The 22127-nt window shown below is 73.2% G+C and carries 1 protein-coding gene; it reads left to right on the forward strand.

Annotated elements, in window-relative coordinates; genetic code table 11:
- The first annotated feature begins 2 nt into the window (after window positions 1-2).
- Window positions 3-22097 carry a type I polyketide synthase gene (locus DFR72_RS10555; protein ID WP_170176201.1) on the forward strand — a complete coding sequence of 7365 codons (22095 nt, stop codon included), beginning with the start codon at window positions 3-5 and terminating at the stop codon, window positions 22095-22097.
- The last annotated feature ends 30 nt before the right edge of the window (window positions 22098-22127 follow it).

Here is a 22127-nt window from a genome sequence, read left to right on the forward strand (position 1 = left end):
CCGTGGATGAGAACGCCAAGCTGCGCGACTACCTGACCCGGGTCACCGGTGAGCTGCAGCGCACCCGACACCGCCTGGCCGAGGTCGAGGACCGGGAAGCCGAGCCGATCGCGGTCGTGGGAATCGGCTGCCGCTTCCCTGGCGGCGTGCGCACACCCGAGCAGTTCTGGGACCTGCTGGTCACCGGCCGGCACGGGATCACCGAGTTCCCCGGCAACCGGGGCTGGGACGTCGACGGCCTGTTCGACCCCGACCCCGACCACCTGGGCACGAGCTACGTGCGGCTCGGCGGCTTCGTGCACGACGCCGACGAGTTCGACCCGGAGTTCTTCGGCGTCTCCCCGCGCGAAGCGGTGTCGATGGACCCGCAGCAGCGCCTGCTGCTGGAGACCTCGTGGGAGGCACTGGAGCGGGCGGGCATCGACCCGACCTCGCTCAAGGGCAGCCGCGCCGGCGTGTTCATGGGCACGAACGGCGTGGACTACGCGCGCGACATCCCCAGGGGTGTCGAAGGAGTCGAGGGCTACCTGGGCACCGGCACCGCGGGCAGCGTCCTGTCCGGACGGATCTCCTACGTGCTGGGGCTGGAAGGCCCGTCGGTCACCGTCGACACGGCGTGCTCGGCGTCGCTGGTGACGCTGCACCTCGCGGTCCGGTCGCTGCGCGCGGGCGAGTCCGACCTGGCGCTGTCGGGCGGCGCCACGGTGATGTCGGACCCCGGCGCCTTCGTCGAGTTCTCCCGCCAGCGCGGACTGTCCCGGGACGGCCTGGTCAAGGCGTTCGCCGCTGCTTCCGACGGCACCGGGTGGGGCGAGGGCGCGGGTGTCGTCGTGCTCGAAAGGCTGTCCGACGCCCTGCGCAACGGTCACCAGGTCCTCGCCGTCATCCGCGGCACGGCGGTCAACTCCGACGGCGCGTCCAACGGCCTCACCGCGCCCAACGGCCCGTCGCAGCAACGCGTCATCCGCGCCGCCCTCACCGACGCCCACCTGTCCGCGAAGGACGTCGACGCCGTCGAGGCGCACGGCACCGGCACCACCCTCGGCGACCCCATCGAGGTCCAGGCGCTGCAGGCCACCTACGGCCGCAGCCGGGAGGCCGGCCGTCCGCTGCACCTCGGCTCGGTCAAGTCCAACATCGGTCACACGCAGGCCGCCGCCGGCGTCGCGAGCGTGATCAAGATGGTCCTCGCGCTGCGCAACGGCGTGCTGCCCGCGAGCCTGCACATCGACGCCCCCACACCGCAGGTCGACTGGTCGTCCGGCGCGATCTCGCTGCTCACCGAGAACCGCACCTGGCCGGATGATCGCGTCCGCCGTGCGGGCGTGTCGTCGTTCGGCATCAGCGGCACCAACGCCCACGTCATCCTGGAGCAGGCACCAGAGCCTGCGGAGCTGCCCGACCGCGGGCCCGCCCCCGCGCTGATCCCGTGGGTGCTGTCCGGCAGGACCGACGCCGCGCTGCGGGCACAGGCCGAGGCGTTGCTCTCGGTCGACGAGGACCCGGCCGACATCGGCTACTCGCTGGCCGCGACGCGGGCGACCGCTCAGCGCCGCGCGGTCGTCACCGGTACCGATCTCGACTCACTGCGCGCGGGTCTGCGCGCCGTCGCCCAGGGTTCCGGTGCGCCCGGCGTCACCACCGGCGAGGCCGTGGGCGGCCAGCTCGCCGTCATGTTCACGGGACAGGGTTCCCAGCGGCTGGGCATGGGTCGTGAGCTGTACGCGGCCTTCCCCGTCTTCGCCGCGGCGTACGACGAGATCGCGGCGTTGTTGCCCGGTGTCCGGGAGATCGACGACGCCGAGGTGCTGAACCAGACGGGCACCGCGCAGCCCGCGTTGTTCGCGCTGGAAGTCGCGTTGTACCGGCTGGTCGAGTCGTGGGGTGTGCGACCGGACTTCCTGATCGGTCACTCGGTCGGCGAACTGGCCGCGGCACACGTTGCCGGCGTCTGGTCGCTGCAGGACGCGGCGAAGCTCGTGCAGGCCCGCGGCAGGCTCATGCAGGCGCTGCCCCGCGGCGGGGGCATGGCCGCGATCCAGGCCGACGAGGAGGAGGTCAGGGCCGCGCTGCGCGACGGTGTCGACATCGCCGCGGTCAACGGTCCCGAGGCGGTCGTGATCTCGGGAGACGCGGACGCCGTCGCCGAGATGACCGCGCGGTTCGCCGCCTCCGGCCGCAAGACCAAGGCGCTCGCGGTCTCGCACGCGTTCCACTCCTCGCTGATGGACGGCATGCTCGCGGAGTTCGTCGAGGTCGCGCGCGAGGTGACCTACCAGACCCCGAAGATCGCCCTGGTCTCCAACGTCACCGGTCAGCTCGCCCGCACCGAGGAGATCTGCGACCCCGGCTACTGGGTCCGGCACGTCCGCGAGGCCGTCCGGTTCGCCGACGGCGTCAGGACCCTGGCGGCGGCCGGTGTCACGCGATACCTGGAGCTGGGTCCGGACGGCGTGCTCTCCGCCGCCGGGCAGGACTGCACGGACGGCCGGTTCGTCCCCGCGCTGCGCCGGGACCGCGACGAGGTCGCGACGATCCTGTCCGCTCTCGCCGAGCTGCACGTCCACGGCGGCCGGGTCGACTGGGCCGCGTACTTCTCCGGTGCGCGTGTGGTCGGCCTGCCCACCTACCCGTTCCAGCGCGACCGCTACTGGCTGCCCGTCACCGCGCCCGCGGGCGACGCGTCCGGGCTCGGCCTCAGCTCGCTGGACCACCCGCTGCTCGGTGCCGCCGTCTCGGTCGCCGACGCGGACGGGTTCCTGTTCACCGGCATCCTGTCCACCAGGACCCACCCGTGGCTGGCCGACCACGTCGTCATGGGAGCGGTGGTCGTGCCCGGCACGGCGCTGGTCGAACTGGCCGTGCGCGCGGCCGACGAGACGGGGCTCACCGGCATCGAGGAGCTCACCCTCCAGGCACCGCTGGTGCTGCCCGAGAACGCGGGCGTGCACGTCCAGCTGTGGGTCGGCGCGCCGGACGAGGCAGGCCGGCGTCCGCTGACCCTGCACTCGCGCCCCAGCAGCGCCGCGGTCGACGGCACGTGGACGCTGCACGCCTCCGGTTCGCTGGCCGCGGCGAGCCAGGGCACGTCCTGGGACCTCGCCGAGTGGCCGCCGCCCGGCGCCGAGGCGGTCGGACTCGACGGCCACTACCAGGAGCTCGCCGCACTGGGACTGGACTACGGCGAGACGTTCCAGGGCCTGCGCGCGGTGTGGAGGCGGGGCGAGGACACCTTCGCCGAGGTCGCGCTGCCCGACCGGGCGCGGGACCAGGCGGGCCGGTTCGGCCTGCACCCGGCGCTGCTCGACGCCGCCCTGCACTCCCTGGCACTGGGCGACGGCCAAGCACGACTGCCGTTCTCCTGGGAGGACGTGAGCCTGCACGCCTCCGGTGCTGCCGACCTGCGGGTGAAGCTGTCCCCGGCGGGTACCGACGCGATCACCCTGAAGGTCGCCGACGGTGAGGGCGCGCCGATCGCCACGGTCGGTTCGCTGGCCGTGCGACCGGTGTCGGCCGAGCAGATCCGCACGTCCGCCGACCGGAACGGGCTCTACGAGCTCGCGTGGAACCCCGTCACCTCCCCGGTCGCCGACGCACCCGGCTGGGTGCGGTGGGACGAGCTGGGCGAGGAAGTCCCCCCGGTCGTCGTGTACCGCGCCGGCGGCGAGGACGTGCACGACACGGTCACCGCCACGCTCGGCGTGCTGCAGGAGTGGCTGGCCGACGAGCGGTTCGAGACCGCGAAGCTCCTCGTCCAGACCGTCGACGCCGTCTCGGCCGGAGCGGACGACCCCGCCGTCGACCCGGCCGTGGCCGCCGTGTGGGGCCTGGTGCGCTCCGCGCAGTCCGAGCACCCCGACCGCTTCGCGCTGGTGGACGCCGCCGAGATCACCGACGCCGTGGTCGCGTGCGACGAGCCGCAACTGGCCGTGCGCGACGGCGAGCTCCTGGTGCCGCGCCTGGTCGCCACGGAGACCACCGGTCGCCTGGTCGCGCCCGCGGGTGGCTGGCGGCTCGGCATGTCGGGCCAGGGCACCGTCGACCACCTGGTGCTGGAGCCGGTGGCGGCGCAGCCGCTCGAGCCGACCGGGGTCCGCGTCGCCGTGCGCGCGGCGGGCCTGAACTTCCGGGACGTGCTGAACGTCCTGGGCATGTACCGCGGCGAGGCCGGACTGCTCGTCAGCGAGTTCGCCGGTGTCGTGACCGAGGTCGGTGCGTCCGTCACCGACCTCGCGCCCGGTGACGAGGTGATGGGCCTGGTCGCCGGTGGTGGTGGCCCGGAGGCGGTGGTCGAGCGTCAGATGATCACCCGCAAACCCGCGGGGTGGACGTTCGAACAGGCCGCGACCGTGCCGCTGGTGTTCCTCACCGCCTACCACGCGTTGTGCGACCTGGGCGAGCTCAAGGCTGGGGAGTCGATCCTGATCCACTCCGCCGCCGGTGGTGTGGGCATGGCCGCGACGCAGCTCGCGAACCACCTCGGTGCCGTCGTCCACGGCACGGCGAGCGAGAGCAAGCAGCACGTGCTGCGGGAGGCGGGCATCGCCGACGAGCGCATCGCCTCGTCCCGCACGCTCGACTTCGAGCAGCGGTTCGGCCGGGTCGACGTCGTGCTCAACGCGCTGGCGGGCGACTTCGTGGACGCGTCGCTGCGGACGATGGCGCCGGGCGGCCGCTTCCTGGAGATGGGCAAGGCCGACGTCCGCGACGTGGCCACCCTGCACCAGGACGTGCGCTACCAGGCGTTCGATCTGAGCGAGGCGGGGCCCGAGCGCACGGCCCAGATGTGGACCGCCCTGGTCGAGCTGTTCGACCAGGGGGTGCTCGAACCCCTTCCGGTGAAGGTGTGGGACGTGCGCCAGGCACGGGCGGCGTTCCGCTTCCTGAGCCAGGCCAAGCACATCGGCAAGGTCGCGCTGTCGATGCCGCGCGCGGCCGAGCCGGAAAAGACCGTGCTGGTCACCGGTGGCACCGGAGGCCTGGGCGCCGTCGTGGCCAGGCACCTGGTCACCGGCCACGGTGTGCGCAAGCTCCTGCTCACCAGCCGCCGCGGACTCGACGCCCCCGGTGCGGCGGCGCTGGTCGAGGACCTCACCGCGCTGGGCGCCGAGGTGTCGGCCGTGGCCTGCGACGTGGCGGACCGCGACGCGCTGGCCGCACTGCTCGACGGCGTCGAGCTGACGGGCGTGGTGCACGCGGCGGGCGTGCTCGACGACGGCACGATCGACTCGCTGACCCCTCAGCGGGTGGCGGGCGTGCTGGGCCCGAAGGCCGATGCCGCCCGGTACCTGCACGAGCTGACCGCGCACCACGACCTGGCCCTGTTCGTCACCTTCTCCTCGGCCGCCGGGGTGCTCGGCGCACCGGGGCAGGGCAGCTACGCCGCCGCGAACGCCTACCTCGACGCGCTCGCCGAGCACCGGCGGGCCCTCGGCCTGCCCGGTCAGTCGATGGCATGGGGTCTGTGGGCGGCCGGCATGGGGGAGACGCTCGGCGAGGCCGACCTCGCCCGGCTGCGCAACGGCGGTACTCCCGCGCTCACCGTGCCGGAGGGGCTGGCGCTGTTCGACGCCGCGATCGCGGCCGACGCGCCCGTCGCCGTCCCGATCAAACTGGACCTGCCCGCGCTGCGCGCCTCCGCGCGGAGCACCTCGCTGCCGGCCGTGCTCGGCGGTCTCGTGCGCACGCCGGGCAGGCGCGTCGCGCAGTCCGGCGCCGGGCGGGGCTCCTCGCTCGCGCGCCGCCTCGCCTCGCTCACCGAGGCCGAGCAGGACCACGAACTGCTGGACCTGGTCCGCACCGAGGTCGGGCTGGTGCTCGGCCACGTCACCCCGGGCGGCATCGAGCCCGGCCGCGGGTTCCTGGACCTGGGCTTCGACTCGCTGACCTCCGTCGAGCTGCGCAACCGCCTGAGCTCGGCGACCGGCCTGCGGCTGCCGTCGACGGTGACCTTCGACCACCCGACCCCCGTCGCGCTGGCGGGCTTCCTGCGCGCCGAGCTGCTGGGCGAACTGGGAGTGGCGGGCACGCCCGCGGTGCGGGCGCAGGTCGCGGCCTCCGACGACCCCATCGCGATCGTCGCCATGAGCTGCCGGTTCCCCGGCGGGGTGCGGTCGCCGGAGGACCTCTGGTCGCTGGTGGCCGAGGGCCGCGAGGGGATCTCCCCGTTCCCCGACGACCGCGGCTGGGACCTGGCCGCGCTGTTCGACACCACGCCCGGAAAGCAGGGCGTCTCGAACACGAGGGTCGGCGGCTTCCTGGACGACGCCGGCGACTTCGACCCGGAGTTCTTCCGGATCTCCCCGCGCGAGGCCCTGGCCATGGACCCCCAGCAGCGGGTGCTGCTGGAAGTCTCCTGGGAGGCGTTCGAGCGGGCCGGGCTCAAACCGGCGGACCTGCGTGGCAGCGCGACCGGCGTGTTCGCCGGCGCCATCTACCACGACTACGCCTCGCAGCTGCAGACGATCCCCGACGACGTCGAGGGCTTCCTCGGCACCGGTACCTCGGGCTCGATGATGTCCGGGCGCATCGCCTACACCTTCGGCTTCGAGGGGCCGGCCGTGTCCGTCGACACCGCCTGCTCGTCGTCGTTGGTGGCGTTGCACATGGCGGCCCACTCGCTGCGGTCGGGCGAGTGCGAGCTGGCGCTCGCCGGCGGTGTGACCGTGATGTCCACGCCTGGTCCGTTCATCGACTTCAGCAAGCAGCAGGCCATGGCGCTCGACGGCCGCTGCAAGGCCTTCGCCGACGGCGCCGACGGCGTCAGCTGGGGCGAGGGCGTCGGCATGGTGCTGCTGGAACGCCTGTCGGACGCGCGCCGCAACGGCCACCCCGTCCTGGCCCTGCTCAAGGGTTCCGCGGTCAACCAGGACGGCGCGTCCAGCGGTCTGACCGCGCCGAACGGTCCGTCGCAGCAACGGGTGATCCGCCAGGCGCTGGCGAACGCCGGTCTGTCCACTTCGGACGTGGACGCGGTGGAGGCGCACGGCACCGGCACCCGGCTCGGCGACCCGATCGAGGCGCAGGCACTGCTCGCGACCTACGGCCAGGACCGGCGGGAGCCCTTGTGGCTGGGGTCGGTGAAGTCGAACATCGGCCACACGCAGGCAGCGGCGGGCATCGCCGGTGTCATCAAGATGGTGGAGGCGATGAACAGGGGCGTGCTGCCGCGCACCCTGCACATCGACGAGCCGTCCGGCCAGGTCGACTGGGACCGGGGCGCGATCCGGCTGCTCACCGAACAGGTCGGCTGGCCGGAGACCGGTGCGCCGCGCCGGGCGAGCGTGTCGTCGTTCGGCTTCAGCGGGACCAACGCGCACGTCGTGCTCGAGCACGTCCCCGCGCTCATCGCCACGGAAACGGAGACCAACCCGCCCGCGGTCGTGCCGCTGGTGCTGTCCGCCCGCTCCGAGGAGGCCCTGCGGGAACAGGCGAGCAGGCTCGCCGCCGGTACGGGCGCGCAGTCCCTGCTGGACGTCGGCTACTCGCTCGTCACGACCCGCCAGTCCCACGAACGGCGCGCCGTCGTGGTCGGCGCCGACCACGAGAGCGTGCTCGCCGGGCTGTCGGCGTTCGCCGCCACCGGCCAGGCAGCCGGCGTGGTCACCGGTCTGGCCGCTCCCGGCAGGCTCGCGTTCCTGTTCACCGGACAGGGTTCCCAGCGGCTGGGCATGGGCGCCGGGCTGTACGAGGCGTTCCCGGCCTTCGCCGAGGCTTACGACGAGGTCTGCGAGTTCCTGCCCGGCATCAAGGGCATCACCGACGCGGACGTGCTCGGTCAGACCAGCAACGCCCAGCCTGCGATCTTCGCTCTAGAGGTCGCGCTGTTCCGCCTGGTGCGGTCGTGGGGTGTGACGCCGGACTTCCTTGCGGGGCATTCGATCGGTGAGATCGCGGCGGCCCATGTGGCCGGGGTCCTGTCGTTGGAGGACGCGGCGAAGCTGGTGTCCGCGCGGGGCCGTCTGATGCAGGCGTTGCCCAGTGGCGGTGCGATGGTGGCCGTCCAGGCGACCGAGGACGAGGTCCGGGAACACCTGTCCGACGAGGTTTCCCTGGCCGCGGTCAACGGCCCGAACGCCGTGGTGTTGTCCGGTGCGGTGTCGCCGGTTCTGGAGGTCGCCGAGAAGTTCAAGGAACTCGGCCGCCGCACCAAGCGGCTGGCCGTCTCACACGCGTTCCACTCGGTGCTGATGGAGCCGATGCTGGACGAGTTCCGCGCGGTGGCGGAGTCGATCGAGTACCGCGAACCGACTGTTCCGATGGTGTCCACCGTGACCGGTGCCCTGGTGGGGCTGGGTGAGATCACGTCGCCGGAGTACTGGGTCGAGCACGTGCGCAAGCCGGTCCGGTTCGCCGACGGCCTGACGACGCTGGCCGGCCTGGACGTCACCCGGTTCCTGGAGATCGGTCCCGACGCCGCCCTGTCCGGGCTCGGGCAGGACACGGTCGAGGCGGTGTTCGTCCCGTCCCTGCGCAGGGACCGCGACGAGACGACCTCGCTGGTGACCGCACTGGGCACGTTGTACAGCCACGGCGTCGACGTCGGCTGGCAGGAGTACTTCGCCGGCAGCGGCGCGAAGGCCGTCGCCCTGCCGACCTACCCCTTCCGGCAGCAGCGGTTCTGGCTGCACTCCACGCCAGGGGTGGGTGACGCCCCGAGCCTGGGTCTCGGCGCGCTGGACCACCCGCTGCTCGGCGCCACCGTCACGCTCCCGGACAGCGGGGGCCTCGTGCTGACGGGCCGGCTCTCGCTGGACGCGCAGCCGTGGCTGGCCGGGCACCGGGTGATGGGTACGGTCCTGCTCCCCGGCACCGCGTTCGCCGAACTGGCCGTCCGGGCGGGCGACGAGGCCGGCTGCGACACGGTCGAGGAGCTCGTTCTCCAGGCACCACTGGTGCTCGGCACCGTGCCCCTGCAGCTCCGAGTGTCCCTTTCGGAGTCCGAAGTAGACGGTCGCCGGGCGGTGACCGTCCACTCGCGACCTGAGGGCGCCGACGACGAGTGGACCCTGCACGCCTTCGGAACGCTGGTCCGCGGCGGCGACGAGCCGGGAGAGCCGCAGACGGTGTGGCCGCCGGAGAACGCCGCACCGGTCGACCTCGACGGCTTCTACCCGAACCTCGCCGAGGCCGGACTGGACTACGGCGGGCTGTTCCGCGGCCTGCGTGCCGCGTGGCGCCGGGGTGAGGAGACGTTCGCCGAGGTCGAGCTGCCCGCCGACACCGACGTCAGCCGGTTCGGCCTGCACCCGGCCCTGCTGGACGCCGCGTTGCACGCCGTCGGGCTGTCCGGCGGCCAGGCGAGGCTGCCGTTCTCGCTGGCCGGCCTGACGTTGCACGCGGCCGGTGCGACCGCGCTGCGGGTCCGGCTCGCTCCGGCGGGATCGGGCGCGCTGTCGCTGCGGGTCGCCGACGTGACCGGCGCCCCCGTGCTCTCGGTCGACCGGCTCGCGCTGAGGGAGATCAGCGAGGAGCAGCTGCGCCCGGTCAACTCGGCGGAGCGCGATGCCCTGTTCACCGTGGACTGGGTGCCGGTCACGGCCAACGTCCGGCCACACGGCCAGGAGGACGCGTTCGTCCACGCCGTTCCCGAGGGTGCGGCCGACGTCCTGACCGTCGAGGTCCTGGAGCTGCTGCAGTCGTGGCTGGCCGAGGACCGCGAGGCCAAGCTGGTCGTGCGCACGACGCCGGGCGTTCCCGCGCACGCCGCGGTGAGCGGTCTCGTGCGCAGCGCTCAGGCCGAGCACCCCGACCGGTTCGTGCTGGTGCACGGCGACGGTGACGTCGCCGCGGCGGTCGGCACGGGTGAGCCGGAGGTTCTGCTCTCCGATGGAGAGCTGAGGGTTCCCCGGCTGGTCCGCGCCAAGGCGACCGGTCCCGACGACTGGACGTTGGACGGGACCGTTCTGGTCACCGGCGGTACCGGCGGCCTGGGCGCACTGGTCGCCCGCCGCCTCGTCGAGAACCACGGCGTCCGGAACCTGGTGCTCGTCAGCCGTTCCGGCGGCGACAGCCCCGGCGCACCCCTGCTGGTGCAGGAGCTGACCGCGCTCGGCGCCGAGGTGACGGTCGCCGCGTGCGACGTCTCCGACCGCGCCCAGCTCGAGGCCGCGCTCGCTCTCGTTCCCGTCGGCCGGCCGCTGCGTGGGATCGTGCACGCGGCCGGTGTGCTCGACGACGGTGTGCTCGACGCGATGACCCGTAAGCGCGTCGAAGCCGTGCTGCGTCCGAAGGCCGAGGCCGCCTGGCACCTGCACGAACTGACCACCGATCTCGACCTGTTCGTCACGTTCTCCTCGATCGCGGGCACGCTCGGCGCGCCGGGCCAGGCCAACTACGCCGCGGCGAACGGCTTCCTCGACGGGCTGGCGGCCCACCGCCGCGCACTGGGACTGCCGGCGACCTCCATCGCCTACGGCCTGTGGGACGAGGGCATGGGCCACGGCCAGGCCGCCGGCCCCGCCGGTTTCGCGGCACTGCCGGCCGAGGACGGCCTGGCGCTGTTCGACCTGGTCGCGCTGGGCGACGACGCGAACCCGGTCGCGATGCGACTGGACGTCGCCGCGGTCAGGGACGCAGCGAAGGCCACCGGTGTGGTCCCGCACGTCCTGCGGAGCCTCGTCAAGGTGCGCCCGCGCCGTGCCGCGCGCACGGAGGAAGGTGCCGGGCTGCGCCAGCGGCTGGGCGCGCTTCCGCAGGCCGAGCGGCTGCGGCAGCTGCTCGAGCTGATCCGCACCGAGGTCGCGCTGGTGCTGGGCCACACCAGCCCGGACGCGGTCGAGACCGACCGCGCGTTCGGTGACCTGGGCTTCGACTCGCTCACCGCGGTCGAGCTCCGCAACCGCCTCGACGCCGCCACGGGTCTGAGGCTGCCCGCCACCCTCATCTTCGACTACCCCACGCCCCTGGTGCTGGCGGAGTTCGTCCAGGCCGAGTTCCTCGACGAGCTGGCCGATCCGGCGACGCCGGCGTTCGCCCCCGTGGCACTCGCCGACGACCCGATCGCCATCGTGGGCATGGCCTGCCGCTACCCCGGTGGCGTCGGGTCACCGGAGGACCTGTGGGACCTGGTCACCCACGGCCGCGACGGCGTGACCCGCTTCCCGGAGGACCGCGGGTGGGACGTCGACGGCATCTACCACCCCGACCCCGACGCGCAGGGCAAGACCTACACGCGTGAGGGCGGGTTCCTGCACGACGCCGGCGACTTCGACCCGGAGTTCTTCGGGATCTCGCCGCGCGAGGCGCTGGCGATGGACCCGCAGCAGCGGTTGCTGCTGGAGGTCTCGTGGGAGGCGCTGGAGCACGCACGGGTGGACCCGAGCGGTCTCAAGGGCTCGCAGACCGGTGTGTTCGCCGGGTTGATGTACCACGACTACGGCGCGCGCCTCGGCGTGCTGCCCGACGGTGTCGAGGGTTTCATCGGCACCGGCACGTCCGGCAGCGTGCTGTCCGGGCGGGTGGCCTACACCCTGGGCCTGGAGGGCCCCGCCGTCACGGTCGACACGGCGTGCTCGTCCTCGCTGGTCGCCATGCACTGGGCGATGCAGGCGCTGCGCACCGGTGAGTGCTCGATGGCGCTGGCGGGCGGTGTCACCGTCATGGCCTCGCCGGACACCTTCATCGGCTTCTCCCGGCAGCGCGGTCTCGCCGTCGACGGCCGGTGCAAGTCGTTCTCGGCCGACGCCGACGGCACCGGCTGGTCCGAGGGCGTCGGTGTGCTGGTGCTGGAGCGGTTGTCCGACGCCCGGCGCAACGGTCACCGCGTCCTGGCCGTGGTCAGGGGTTCGGCGGTGAACCAGGACGGCGCGTCGAACGGCCTGACCGCCCCGAACGGTCCGTCGCAGCAGCGGGTGATCCGCCAGGCGCTGGCCAGCGCGGGCATCGCGTCGTCCACCGTGGACGTCGTCGAGGCTCACGGGACCGGCACCCCGCTGGGCGACCCGATCGAGGCCCAGGCGCTGCTCGCCACCTACGGCCAGGAGCGCGACGAGGAGCCGCTCTACCTCGGCTCGATCAAGTCGAACATCGGCCACACCCAGGCCTCGGCCGGTGTCGCCGGTGTCATCAAGATGGTTCAGGCGCTGCGGCACGGCGTGCTCCCCGCGACGCTGCACCTGCAGGAGCCGACCCCGCACGTCGACTGGGCGTCCGGTGACGTCAGCCTGCTCACCGAGCAGCGCGCCTGGCCCGAGGTCGACCGGCCGCGCCGTGCCGCCGTGTCGTCCTTCGGCATCAGCGGCACCAACGCGCACGTGATCCTGGAACAGGCTCCGGACGTGCCCGTGCCGCCGCGCGAGGACGCGGAGCTCCCCGCCGTGCCCTGGGTGCTCTCCGGACGCAGCGAGGAGGCACTGCGCGAGCAGGCTGTTCGGCTGCTCGCGGCCGACGGTCAGCACGCCGACCTCGGCCTCTCGCTGGCCACCACGCGCACCTCGCACGACCACAGGGCTGTCGTGGTCGGCTCCACCGCGCAGGAACTGCGTGCCGGTCTGGCGGCGCTGTCGGCCGGTGAGACCGCCGCGTCGGTCACGACCGGCAAGGTCCTCTCCGGACGGACGGCGGTGCTGTTCACCGGCCAGGGCTCCCAGCGGCTGGGCATGGGTTCCGGGCTGTACGAGGCATTCCCCGTCTTCGCTCAGGCCTACGACGAGGTTTGCGAATTCCTGCCCGGTATCGGGGACATCGCCGACGCGGACGTGCTTGACCAGACCAGCAACGCCCAGCCCGCGATCTTCGCGCTGGAAGTGGCGCTGTTCCGCCTGGTGCGGTCGTGGGGTGTGACGCCTGACTTCCTTGCTGGACACTCGATCGGTGAGATCGCGGCGGCGCACGTCGCCGGAGTCCTGTCGCTGGAGGACGCGGCGAAGCTGGTGTCCGCGCGAGGCCGTCTGATGCAGGCCTTGCCCGCCGGCGGTGCGATGGTCGCCGTCCAGGCGACCGAGGACGAGGTCCGGGAACACCTGTCTCCCAAGGTCTCCCTGGCCGCGGTCAACGGCCCGAACGCCGTGGTGCTGTCCGGCGCCGCGTCGCAGACCCTCAAGGTCGCCAAGAAGTTCGAGAAGCTCGGCCGCCGCACCAAGCGGCTGGCGGTCTCACACGCGTTCCACTCGGTGTTGATGGAGCCGATGCTGGACGAGTTCCGCGCGGTGGCGGAGTCGCTGACCTACACGGCACCATCGATCCCGGTCGTCTCCACGGTCACCGGGCAGCTCGTCACCGACCGGCTGACCGACCCCGCTCACTGGGTCGAGCACGTCCGGGCGACCGTGCGCTTCGCCGACACCGTCTCGTGGCTCCACGACAAGGGCGTCACGCGGTTCCTCGAGGCCGGTCCGGACGGCGTGCTGTCGGCGATGGGCGCCGACAGCGCCGACGGCCTCTTCACCTCGTTCCTGCGCAAGGACCGCGACGAGGCCACGTCCGCACTGACCGGGCTGGCCGCCGCGTACACCAGGGGTGAGCAGGTCGACTGGTCCGCGGTGTTCGCGGGCAGCGACGCCCGGATCGTGGACCTCCCGACCTCGGCCTTCCAGCACCAGCGGTTCTGGCTCGCCTCCGCCGGTGCCGGTGCGGACGTCTCCGCCGTCGGTCTCGTGCCCACCGAGCACCCGCTGCTCGGTGCGGCCGTGCCCTTCGCCGACGGTGACGGCTGGGTGTTCACGGGACGGTTGTCCCTGGCCACGCACCCGTGGCTCGCGGACCACGCCGCGCTGGGCACCGTGCTCATGCCGGGAACCGGGCTGCTGGAACTGGTCGTGCGCGCCGGCGACGAAGCCGGCTGCGGCACGGTCGAGGAGCTGACGGTCCAGGCACCGCTGCTGCTGCCCGCGTCCGGATCGCTCGACGTGCAGGTGCTCGTCGGCGCGGCCGACGGCGCCGGTCGGCGACCGGTGTCGGTGCACTCCCGTGGTGCGCATGGGGCCTGGACCGAGCACGCGGCGGGCACGTTGTCGCCCGTCACGTCCGCACCGGCGTTCGACCTGGCGGCCTGGCCCCCTGCGGGCGAGACCGTGGAGCTCGACGGCGTGTACGAGGACTTCGAGGCGGCAGGACTGGTCTACGGACCGGTGTTCCGGGGCCTGCGGGCCGCCTGGCGCGCCGGAGACGACGTCTGGGCCGAGGTCGCGCTGCCCGAGGAGGAACACGACCAGGCGAGCAGGTTCGGCCTGCACCCGGCGCTGCTCGACGCGGCGCTGCACACCATCGGGTTCACCGCGGGGGAGGGGACCCGTCTGCCGTTCTCGTTCGGCTCGGTGACCCTGCACGCGACCGGCGCGACCACGCTGCGGGTCCGGGTCACCTCGACCGGCACCGACCGGGTGTCGGTGCTCGTGGCCGACAGCACGGGCGCGCCCGTCGCGACGATCGGCTCGCTGGTCGTCCGCGCCGCCTCTGCCGAGCAGGTGCGCACGACCGACGAGCCGCTGTACGAGCTGTCCTGGGTTCCCGTGCCCGCACAGGGAACTCCGGTCGAGCACCTGCCGTTGGGGGAGGTCGGCGACGACGTTCCGGCGGCGCTGGTCCTGGACGTCGCGGCGGGTGAACCCCGGGACGTCCTGCACAGCACCTTGGCGGCGATCCAGGGGTTCCTCGCCGAGGAACGGTTCGCCGACGCACGGCTGGTCGTCGTGACCGACGAGTCGCTGTCCGGTGCGGCGGTGCGCGGCCTGGTCCGCAGCGCGGAGTCGGAGAACCCCGGCCGGTTCGTCCTCGTCCAGGGTGACGACGTCACCGCGGCGCTGGCGACCGGTGAGCCGCAGGTCCGCGTCCACAACGGAGAGACGCTGGCGCCCCGGCTCGTCCGGGCGCGCACCGCCGACCCGGCCGCGTGGGGCGAGGGCACCGTCCTCGTCACCGGCGGCACGGGTGGGATCGGCGCCGCGATCGCCCGGCACCTCGCGAAGGCGCACGGCGTCACCAAGCTGGTCCTGACCAGCCGCCGCGGCCTGGAAGCGCCGGGTGCGGCCGAACTCGCCGCCGAGCTGGGCGCGCAGGTCGAGGCGTGTGACGTCGCGGACAGGGACGCCCTGGCGGGGTTGCTGGACTCGATCCCCGACCTGACCGGGATCGTGCACGCCGCCGGTGTGCTCGACGACGGCGTGGTCACGGCACTGACGCCTGAGCGGGTGGACACCGTGCTGCGTCCCAAGGCCGAGGCGGCTCTGGCGCTGCACGAGCTGACCCGCGACCGGTCGTTGAGCCAGTTCGTCCTGCTGTCCTCGGTCTCCGGCATCCTCGGTGGTCCCGGGCAGGCGAACTACGCCGCCGCGAACGCGGTCCTCGACGCACTGGCCGAGCAGCGGGTCGCCGAAGGGCTGCCCGCCCGGTCCCTCGCCTACGGCCTGTGGGCCGACGGCATGGGCGACGGGTCCGATGTGGACCGGTTGAGTCGTGACGGTTTCGGCGCGTTGTCCGTGCAGGAGGGTCTGGCGCTGTTCGACGCCGCGCTCGCCGCGCGGACGGCGGTGCCGGTCCCGGTGAAGCTGGACCTCGCGACGTTGCAGGTCCACGCCCGCACCTCGCCGATCCCGGCGGTGCTGCGCGGCCTGGTGCGGGTGCCGCGCCTGCGCAGCGCCGTGAACGCCCAGGCGGTGTCCGCACTGCTGGAGAGCCTGTCCAGGCTCTCCGACGCCGACCAGCACACGCACGTGACGGACCTGGTCCGGGCGCGCGTCGCCGAAGTGCTGGGCCACAGCGCAACGGCCGCGGTGGAGGTGGGCCGTGCGTTCACCGAGCTGGGCTTCGACTCGCTCACGGCGGTCGAGCTGCGCAACCGGCTCGGTGAGGCGACCGGCCTGCGGCTGCCGGCGACGCTGATCTTCGACTACCCGACGCCCCTGGCGCTGGCCGAGCACGTCCGCACCGAGCTCCTCGGCGCGACGGCCACCGCGGTGGTCCCGGCGGCGCGCTCCGCCGCGTCGGACGAGCCTGTCGCGATCATCGCGATGAGCTGCCGCTACCCCGGCGGCGTCCGCTCGCCGGAGGACCTGTGGCGGTTGGTCGCCGAGGGCACCGACGCGATCACGCCGTTCCCGGCCGACCGCGGCTGGGACCTCGACGACCTGTACGACCCGGACCCCGACCGCACCGGGAAGAGCTACGCCCGCGAGGGCGGGTTCCTGCTCGACGCGGCGGACTTCGACGCCGAGTTCTTCGGCATCTCGCCCCGCGAGGCGATGACCGTCGATCCGCAGCAGCGCCTGCTGCTGGAGACCGCCCAGGAGGCCTTCGAACGCGCGGGGATCGACCCGGCGGTGCTCAAGGGCAGCCCCACCGGTGTGTTCGCCGGCGTGATGTACAACGACTACGCGTCCCGCCTGACGAGCACTCCCGACGGGTTCGAGGGCCTGCTCGGCACCGGTAGCGCGAACAGCGTCCTGTCCGGCCGGGTGGCCTACACCTTCGGGCTGGAAGGCCCCGCGGTGTCGGTGGACACCGCGTGCTCGTCGTCGCTGGTCGCACTGCACCTCGCGGCACAGGCGCTGCGGTCGGGCGACTGCGACCTGGCGCTGGCGGGCGGCGCGACGGTGATGGCCACGCCGAACCCGTTCATCGAGTTCTCCCGGCAGCGCGGTCTGGCCGCCGACGGGCGGTGCAAACCGTTCGCCGCGGCGGCGGACGGCACCGGCTGGTCGGAGGGCGCGGGCTTCCTGCTCCTGGAGCGGTTGTCCGACGCCCAGCGCAACGGTCACCGCATCCTGGCCGTGGTCAGGGGTTCCGCGGTGAACCAGGACGGCGCGTCGAACGGCCTGACCGCTCCGAACGGCCCGTCCCAGGTTCGTGTCATCCGCCAGGCCCTCGCGGCCGCCGGACTGTCCACTGTGGATGTCGACGCGCTCGAGGCGCACGGCACCGGCACCGCGCTGGGCGACCCGATCGAGGCGCAGGCGGTGCTGGCCACCTACGGCCAGGACCGGGACGTGCCGCTGGTGCTCGGCTCGGTCAAGTCGAACATCGGCCACACCCAGGCCGCGGCCGGTGTCGCCGGGATCATCAAGATGGTCGAGGCGATGCGGCACGGGGTCATCCCGGCAAGCCTGCACATCGACTCGCCGTCCCCGCACGTGGACTGGGCCGAGGGCGCGGTCGAGCTGGCGACCGAGGCCCGGCCGTGGGCGCGGCACGACCGCCCCCGTCGTGCGGCCGTGTCGGCTTTCGGCATCAGCGGCACCAACGCCCACGTCATCCTCGAACAGGGGCCGGACACCCCGTCGGCCGCGCGAGAGGTCAAGGCACCGGCGCTGCTCCCGTACGTCCTTTCCGGACGGACGGAGAACGCCCTGCGGGCGCAGGCGGAGCGTCTGCTCAACGCCGAGCTCGCGGAACCGGTGGACGTCGCGTACTCCTTGGTCACCAGCCGCACCGTGCACGAACGGCGAGCCGTCGTGACGGGTGGCCCCGCCGACCTGCGTGCCGGGCTCGCCGCCCTGGCGGACGGGCACCCCGCGGCGAACGTGACGACCGACCGTGCCGTGGGCGGCAAGCTCGCCGTGCTGTTCACGGGACAGGGTTCCCAGCGGCTGGGGATGGGTCGTGAGCTGTACGCGGCTTTCCCCGTCTTCGCCGAGGCTTATGACGAGATCGCGGCGTTGTTGCCGGGCATCCGGGAGATCGACGACGCCGAGGTGCTCAACCAGACGGGCAACGCCCAGCCCGCGTTGTTCGCGCTGGAAGTCGCGTTGTACCGGCTGGTCGAGTCGTGGGGCGTGCGACCGGACTTCCTGGCCGGCCACTCCATCGGCGAGCTGAGCGCGGCGCACGTCGCCGGGGTGTTGTCCCTGCGGGACGCGGCCACGCTCGTCGAGGCGCGCGGACGGCTGATGCAGGCACTGCCCACCGGCGGCGCCATGGTGGCCGTCGAGGCCACCGAGGACGAGGTGTGCGAGCACCTCACCGCCGAGGTCGGCCTGGCCGCCGTCAACGGTCCGTCCGCCGTCGTGCTGTCCGGTGTGGAGGCTCCGACACTGGCTGTGGCCGAGAGCTTCCGCGCCCGAGGTCGCCGGACCAAGCGGCTTCCGGTCTCGCACGCCTTCCACTCGGTGCTGATGGACCCGATGCTCGCCGAGTTCGAGGAGGTCGCGCGCTCACTGGACTACCGGGAGCCCGCGATCCCGGTCGTGTCGAACGTGACCGGCCGGCCGGCGACCGAGCTGACCGACCCGCGGTACTGGGTCCGGCACGTGCGCGACACCGTTCGCTTCGCCGACGGCGTCCGTGCGCTGGAAGCCGCGGGCGTCAACAAATTCGTCGAGCTGGGTCCGGACGGTGTGCTGTCCGCGATGGGCCACGACTGCGCGGGCGACGCGGCGTTGTTCGTCCCGTTGCTGCGCAAGGACCGCGCCGAGCGGCAGTCCGCGGAAGCCGCCTTCGGCCGGTTGGTGGCGGCGGGCGTGACCGTGGACTGGGAGGCGTTCTTCGCGGGCACCGGTGCCCGGCGCACCGAGCTCCCGACCTACGCCTTCCAGCGCGAGCGCTATTGGCTCGAGAGCGGTCCGGCGACCGGCGACGCCGCCGGGCTCGGACTCACGACGACCGAGCACCCGTTGCTCGGCGCGACCGTGTCGACGCCGGACGGGGACGGGCTGATCTGCTTCGGCAGGCTCTCCCGCGCCGCCCAGCCGTGGCTCGCGGACCACACCGTGCTCGGTGCGGTCCTGGTCCCCGGCGCGGCCCTGGTCGAGATGGCCGTCCGGGCGGGCGACGAGCTCGGCTGTCCGAGGGTGGCGGAGCTGACCCTGGCGGCGCCGATGGTGCTGCCCGACCAGGGCGGACTGGCCGTCCAGGTCGTCGTCGGAGCAACGGCGGAGGACGGCGGGCGCGAGGTCGCGGTGTACTCGAGGCGGGCGGACGCCTCCGTCGAGGAACCGTGGACGCAGCACGCGACGGGTGTGCTCACGCCGGACGAGAGCCGCCCCCCGGCAGCGGGCGCGTGGCCGCCCGCGGACGCCGAGGTCCTCGACCTCGAAGGCCTCTACTCCGACCTGGAGGTCACGGGCCTGAGCTACGGCCCTGTGTTCCAGGGCCTCACCTCGGCCTGGCTGCGGGACGCGGAGATCTTCGCCGACGTGGTGCTGCCGGAAGCGGCGCACGGTGACGTGCCCCGGTTCGGCATCCACCCGGCGTTGCTCGACGCGGCCCTGCACCCCATCGGGCTGCTCGGCTTCGACGGAGAGGCGACCGCGCGTCTGCCGTTCCTCTGGCGCGACGTCTCGCTGCACGCCACGAACGCGACCGCGGTGCGCGTGACGGTCACCCCCACCGGCGCCGACTCGGTCCGGCTGGAACTCACCGACACCGCGGGCGCACCGGTGCTCACCGTCGGATCCCTGCTGCTGCGCGAAGTGTCGAAGGAGCAGCTCGGTCAACCGTCCACTGCGGACTGGCTGTTCCGGGCGGACTGGGTCCCGGTCGCGGGTGGCGGTGCGCCGGTCGCCTGGGCCTACCACGACGAGGCCGGGCAGACCGAGCCACCGGTGACGGTGCTCAGGGTGCAACCGCCCGCGGAGGCGGTTCCGCGCGCCGTGCACGACGTGCTGGCGAGCACGCTCGCCACCGTCCAGGCATGGCTGGCGGACGAGCGCGCCGCGGACGGCAAGCTCGTCGTGCTCACCCACCACGCGGTGCGGGTGCGCGACGGCGACGAGGTCAGCCCGGTCACGGCCTCGGCCTGGGGCCTCATCCGCAGTGCCCAGTCGGAGAACCCCGGCCGGTTGGTGCTGCTGGACGCCTCCGAGCAGGACGTGGAACTGGCGGTCGCGAACCTCGGCGACGAGACGCAACTGGCGGTGCGCGACGGCGTCGTGCACGCCTGCCGCCTGCTTCGTGCGAGCAGCGCGCCGGAACTGGTCCCGCCGCCGGGCGAGCGCTTCTGGCGGTTGGGCTCACCGAGCGGGGAGAACCTGGACCAGTTCACGTTCGAGCCCTTCCCGGACGCCGCCGCACCACTGGCCGCACACGAGGTCCGGATCGGCGTCCGTGCCGCGGGCGCCAGCTCCGGTGAGGCCGGGATGCTCGGCCTCGAAGCCGCGGGCGTCGTCGTGGAGGTGGGGGAGGGCGTCACGGACCTCCGCGCCGGCGATGCGGTGATGGGCTTGGTGCACAACGGTTTCGGCCCGGTCGTCCGCACCGATCGCGCGCTCGTCACCAAGGTTCCCCACTGGTGGACGTTCGAGCAGGCGGCCTCCGTGCCCAGGGCGTTCCTGACCGCCTGGTACGCGCTGAACGACCTGGCCGGTCTGTCCGCGGGAGAGGCGGTGCTGATCAACGCCGCGGCCGGCGACGTCGGCATGGCCGCCACCCAGATCGCCCGCCACCTCGGCGCGGAGGTCTACGGCACGACCGGTGAGGGACAGCTGGACGTCCTGCGCGCGGCGGGCCTGCCCGACAGCCACGTCGCCTCCTCACGGACCCCCGGCTTCGAGAAGCGGTTCCTGGCCTCCAGCAACGGCCGCGGCGTCGACGTCGTCCTCGACCCGCTCTCCGGTGAGGCCACCGACGCGTCGGCCCGGCTGTTGCCGCGCGGTGGGCGATGGGTGGAAATGGGGAAGCCCGATCTTCGCCCGGCGAGCGATTTCGCAGGGCAGTATCCAGGTGTGACTTACCGGGTGTGCGACGTCGAAGACGCTGGCACCGAACGGATCGCGGCGATGTGGGAGGAGCTGATCACGATGTTCGAGTCGGGCTTGCTCAACCCGCTGCCGGTCCGCTCCTGGGACGTCCGCGAGGCTCCCGAGGCGGCTCGCTTCCTCGGTCGCGCCGAGCACACGGGCAAGGTCGTGCTGACCGTGCCGCGAGTGCTCGACACGAGCGGAACGGTCCTCGTGACCGGCGGTACCGGTGGCCTCGGCGCTGTTCTGGCCCGGCACCTGGTCACCGCGCTCGGCGTGCGGGACCTCGTTCTCGCAGGCCGGCGCGGCGCGGACGCGCCGGGTGCGGCGGACCTGGTCCGCGAACTGACCGGGCTGGGTGCCGAGGTCCGCGTCGCCGCGTGCGACGCGGCCAACAGGTCCGAACTGGAACTCCTGCTGGACAGCATCCCGGTGCTGACCGGTGTGGTCCACGCGGCCGGCGTGCTCGACGACGGCCTGTTCACCTCGCTGACGTCGGACCGGCTGGACACCGTCCTGCGCCCCAAGGTGAACGCGGCCTGGAACCTGCACGAGCTGACCCTGGGACGCGACCTGACGATGTTCGTCCTCTTCTCCTCGGCCGCGGGAGTCCTGGGCACGCCGGGTCAGGCGAACTACGCCGCGGCGAACACCTTCCTCGACGCGCTCGCCGAACACCGGCGTTCACTGGGCCTGCCCGCGTCGTCCCTGGCCTACGGCCTCTGGGCCGACGGCATGGGTTCGGCGACGGACGCCGGCCGGATGGCACGAGAGGGTTTCGGTGCGCTCACCGCGACCGAGGGCCTGGCGCTGTTCGACCTGGCCACGTCCATGGTGGCACCGGCGACGGTGCCGATGAAGCTCGACGTGGCCAGGCTCAGGGCGCTCGCCGAGACCGCCTCGGTGCCGCCACTGCTGCGGGTGCTGGTGCCGCCGCAGCGCGCCCGCCGGTCGGCTTCGGCCGACACCGCGGGACAGGCGGACGAACTGAGGCGGCGCCTGGCCGGGCTGTCGCAGGCCGATGCCCGGCAGGCGTTGCTCGCCGTGGTCCGCCGACAGGCGGCAGCCGTGCTCGGTCACGCGGGACCGGACACGATCGAACCGGACAGGGCGTTCACCGACCTGGGCTTCGACTCGCTGACCGCGGTCGAGCTGCGCAACCAGCTCGGCGAGGTCACCGGCCTGCGCCTGCCCGCGACGCTGATCTTCGACTACCCGACTCCGGACGCCATGTCGGAGTTCCTGCAGACCGAAGTGGTACCCGCGGCCGCCACCGAAGTCTCCGGTGTGGACAGCGAGATCACCCACCTGGAGGCGGCGCTGTCGGCGCTCGACCCGGCGGCCACCGACGGGGCACGGGTGGAAACGAGGCTGCGCCAGCTGGTCGCGCTGTGGCGGGACAAGACCCGTGCCGGCTCGGACGACCGCGCGGACCTTGAGGCGGCCACCCTGGACGACATGTTCTCCCTGCTCGACAACGAACTCTGACCCGTTTCGACCTTTCCGTTCGTGGCAGCG

This window comes from Lentzea flaviverrucosa, from assembly GCF_003350445.1.
In the GTDB taxonomy this organism is placed as follows: domain Bacteria; phylum Actinomycetota; class Actinomycetes; order Mycobacteriales; family Pseudonocardiaceae; genus Lentzea; species Lentzea californiensis.